Below are 3682 nucleotides of genomic sequence, written 5' to 3' on the forward strand. Positions count from 1 at the left end.
GTTAAACAAATAGCTTCATTACTATGATAAGGGTATCGGCAAAGGTTGTCAAGTAGTTTTTTGTTTCTGTTGGGTAGCTTCTCTACTGTCATTTATCGGCCTTCTGTGTAGTGGGGATTGGTATTAGAAAAAGCCATAGCACAAAAGTTTTGAAACCTTAGTGCAAAATTTATCAAAGAAATTTTAATATTGTGATCAGCATGCATATTTACAACTCTAAACCTGGTAAATTCCCAGTAAAAAGTAGCACTCCTGAGATAAGTATTAGCCAAAGTACTGATATTGGTAGAAACACTTTCCAACCAAGACGCATTAGCTGATCATATCGATATCGAGGTATTGTTGCCCTAATCCAAACAAATATGGACAACAATAAAGCTATTTTCAAGACAAACCAAATTAAACCTGGAATTTTATACAAAAAACTAAGCTCTAGAGGAGGATACCATCCTCCTAAGAAAAATATTGTCATCATAGCGCTTGCTAAGATCATGTTTGCATATTCTCCCAAGAAAAAGAGGGCAAAAGGCATTGATGAATATTCAACATTATACCCAGAAACGAGCTCTGCTTCAGCTTCTGGTAAGTCAAACGGATGACGGTTGGTTTCCGCAAGAAGAGAGATAAAGAACACTATTGCCATAGGTATGAGTAGTAGATCAACCCAAAATGGCATATTGTGCTTTGTTACTACCATTTCTCCGAGGTTTAGCGTGCCAGTTGTAACAACAACTGTGGCAACTATTAGGCCTATCGAAACTTCATATGAGATCATTTGAGCAGCTGACCTTATGCTACCCAAAAACGCATAATTAGAATTACTTGACCAACCTGCAATAATAATACCATATACCTCTAAAGAGGATACAGCTAGCACATAAAGTACTCCAACGTTAATATTTGCTATTACCTTAGGAATTACTATCTGCTGCCCGTTTTCTATAATTACTTCAGCGCCAAATGGTATCACTGCCCAGGCGATTAGTGCTAAAATAAAGGTGAGCATCGGAGCGGTGATAAATAATATAGTACTTGCTCTAAATGGTATTATCGGCTCTTTAATCAGTAGTTTAATTGCATCTGCAAATGGCTGTAATAGTCCAAAAGGTCCAACGACGCTTGGACCATGTCTTAGTTGAATTGCACCAATAAATTTGCGTTCGAAGTACACCAAGTATGCTACTGAAAGCAGTAACGGCACCAAAACAAATAAAATGTTAACTAGCGTGTCCATAGAAAGCCTTAGTACAATCTGCCATTATTTTTGAAGCGCGGCTTATGGAATCTGTCATATAAAAATTACATTCTTTTAGGGCAAAAGGCGCGCTACTTAGTTTTATCTCGTCGCAGGTAATTGGTATCCATTTGTTTTTTACCACCTGGTCAGCGTTTCTAAACTGTGGACCTATAGTATCTAATTTTTTTTTCACGTCAAATAAACTATCATATGGGAAGGAGAGGCCCAGATATTGTGACAAATTTTTAATAATCAACCAGTCTTCCTTTGCTTCACCAGGGGGAAATACAGCTAAATTTGTTCTCTGCACTCGCCCTTCAGTATTCACATAAGTTGCATATTTCTCTATATATGTAGCTCCAGGTAGAATAACATCTGCTATGTGTGCTCCTCTATCGCCATGATGACCTTGATAAATTACAAATGTATCTTCTAACTTTGATGTGTCAATTTCATCTGCACCGAGAAGATAAACAGCTTCTATATCGCCACTTTCTGCTTGCTTTAGTATTTGGTTAGTGTCTTTTCCACCTTTTTTGGGAACAAACCCAATATCTAATCCACCAACTCGTGCTGCGGCTTTATGCAACACATTAAAACCATTCCAGTCGTCTCTCACCATGTTAAAATTTTCCGCAATTGTGCCAGCTAAAGCTAAAATTGATTCAGAATCATCTCTTGTTAATGCATCTTGACCGATGATGAGCATAGGATTTTTAGCAGCGCTTAGCAGCTTGCAAAATTTGTGATTCCCTTTCGCTATTTCATTTAAAATGCCAGGATTATCGCCTAGCTTTTCGACATGATATAAATACTCAATGTCAGGACCAATGCTTGTAATAGGAAAGTTGCCTTGTAAATATCTTTTTCTTATACGTGCATTAATAATTGGCGCCTCTACTTTAGGATTTGTGTTTATAAGAAGGCATAAATCTGCATTCTCTATACCCTGAGCAGTGGTGTTGAATACATATGATCCACGATTATTTTGTATAAGCCTTGCTCCATCCTGCCTACAATCTATATTTGCTGAGCCAAGCTTATGCATCATTTCTTTTAGTAGAAGCATAGACTCACAATCTGCTAGATCACCAGCAATTGCGGCTATTTTGTTTGGCCTTGTACTTCTTAGTTTTTTTGCAGCAACAGTTAGTGCTTCATTCCAATCAACCGGAATTAATTTACCATCTTTCTTTATATAAGGCTGGTCAAGACGTTGCACTTTTAGTCCATCATAAGCAAAACGAGTTTTATCTGATATCCATTCCTCATTCACTTCTTCATTGAGTCTTGGCAATATTCGCATAACTTCCGGACCGCGGTAATCGACTCTGATCGCACTTCCCACAGCATCGAGCACATCTATAGTTTCGCAATGTGATAGTTCCCATGGACGTGCCTTAAACGAGTAAGGTTTTGAAGTCAAAGCTCCTACAGGGCAGAGGTCTATGATATTTCCAGATAATTCAGAGCTAATATGCCTTTTTATGTAAGTGCTGATTTCTACATTTTCTCCTCTACCAATTCCTCCAAGTTCGTTTGTACCTGCAACATCAGACAAGAACTTAACGCATCGAGTGCAATGGATGCATCTATTCATTGCAGTTTCAATAAGTGGCCCAAAATGCTTTTTTGGTACAGCCCTTTTATGTTCATCAAGTCTGCTAGTTCCCTTTCCATAGGCCATTGTTATATCTTGCAAATCACACTCACCACCTTGATCACAAATTGGGCAATCAAGCGGGTGGTTAATTAGCAAAAACTCGAGCACTCCTTCACGTGCCTTTTTGACTTTTGGGGTATTAGTGTGAATAATCATACCCTCTGCAACTGGTACTGCGCAAGAGGCTACTGGTTTTGGAGGCCCGCCTTCCACTTCAACCAAACACATTCTACAGTTACCGGCGATTGCTAAGCGCTCATGATAACAAAAGCGTGGAATTTCAACGCCCACGGCTTCACAGGCTTGAATTATAGTAAGCCCAGCTTCTACCTCACATTCCTTAGAGTTAATGGTAATCTTAACCACAAATTTAAACCCACTACACAGCTTCCCACTTTATAGGATTACCACTTTCGTCTTGAACGAGACTACCATCCCCATATTCAGCGGACATATAATTCATACGTGAGTCGCGATCTATATATCTAACTGGTTTTACCGGTTTATCTTTATACATTTTTTGCTTAGCTTTCTGACGCTGAGTAGGGTTATTTTTACTAGCTGTTTTTGCTTTTCCGCCTGCTGCCATATAAACTCCTAAAAACTTCTCATTTTATTTTAGCACTTAAGTGCACAGCGTCAACATTAAATAACTTTAAAGTTTCGATAGATATCTAAAAACAAAAAAACTACTTGACAACCTCCAACAATTGCATTACTATAACACTAAGGGTATTTTTGACTCAAAACTTGTTTTTGATCTGCAGGCTCAATGACAAAAT

At 38.3% G+C, this 3682-nt stretch carries 3 protein-coding genes; all 3 read right to left on the minus strand.

Annotation, left to right across the window (positions count from 1 at the left end):
* Positions 1–208 precede the first annotated feature (208 nt).
* The 3 genes from nuoH to DM84_RS05370 are packed head-to-tail and all read right to left on the minus strand — an operon-like array spanning position 209 to position 3489.
* Positions 209–1234: an NADH-quinone oxidoreductase subunit NuoH gene (nuoH, locus tag DM84_RS05360; RefSeq protein ID WP_250778918.1), complete on the minus strand. Its 1026-nt coding sequence runs from the start codon at positions 1232–1234 to the stop codon at positions 209–211.
* Positions 1218–3266: an NADH-quinone oxidoreductase subunit NuoG gene (gene nuoG, locus DM84_RS05365; protein ID WP_250778920.1), complete on the minus strand. Its 2049-nt coding sequence runs from the start codon at positions 3264–3266 to the stop codon at positions 1218–1220. The genes nuoH and nuoG overlap by 17 nt, the downstream gene beginning before the upstream one ends.
* A gap of 13 nt (positions 3267–3279) precedes the next feature.
* Entirely contained in the window at positions 3280–3489 is a 210-nt protein-coding gene (locus DM84_RS05370) for a hypothetical protein (protein WP_041046493.1), read from the minus strand.
* Positions 3490–3682: the final 193 nt, after the last annotated feature.

Source organism: Wolbachia pipientis (assembly GCF_023661085.1).
In the GTDB taxonomy this organism is placed as follows: Bacteria; Pseudomonadota; Alphaproteobacteria; order Rickettsiales; family Anaplasmataceae; genus Wolbachia.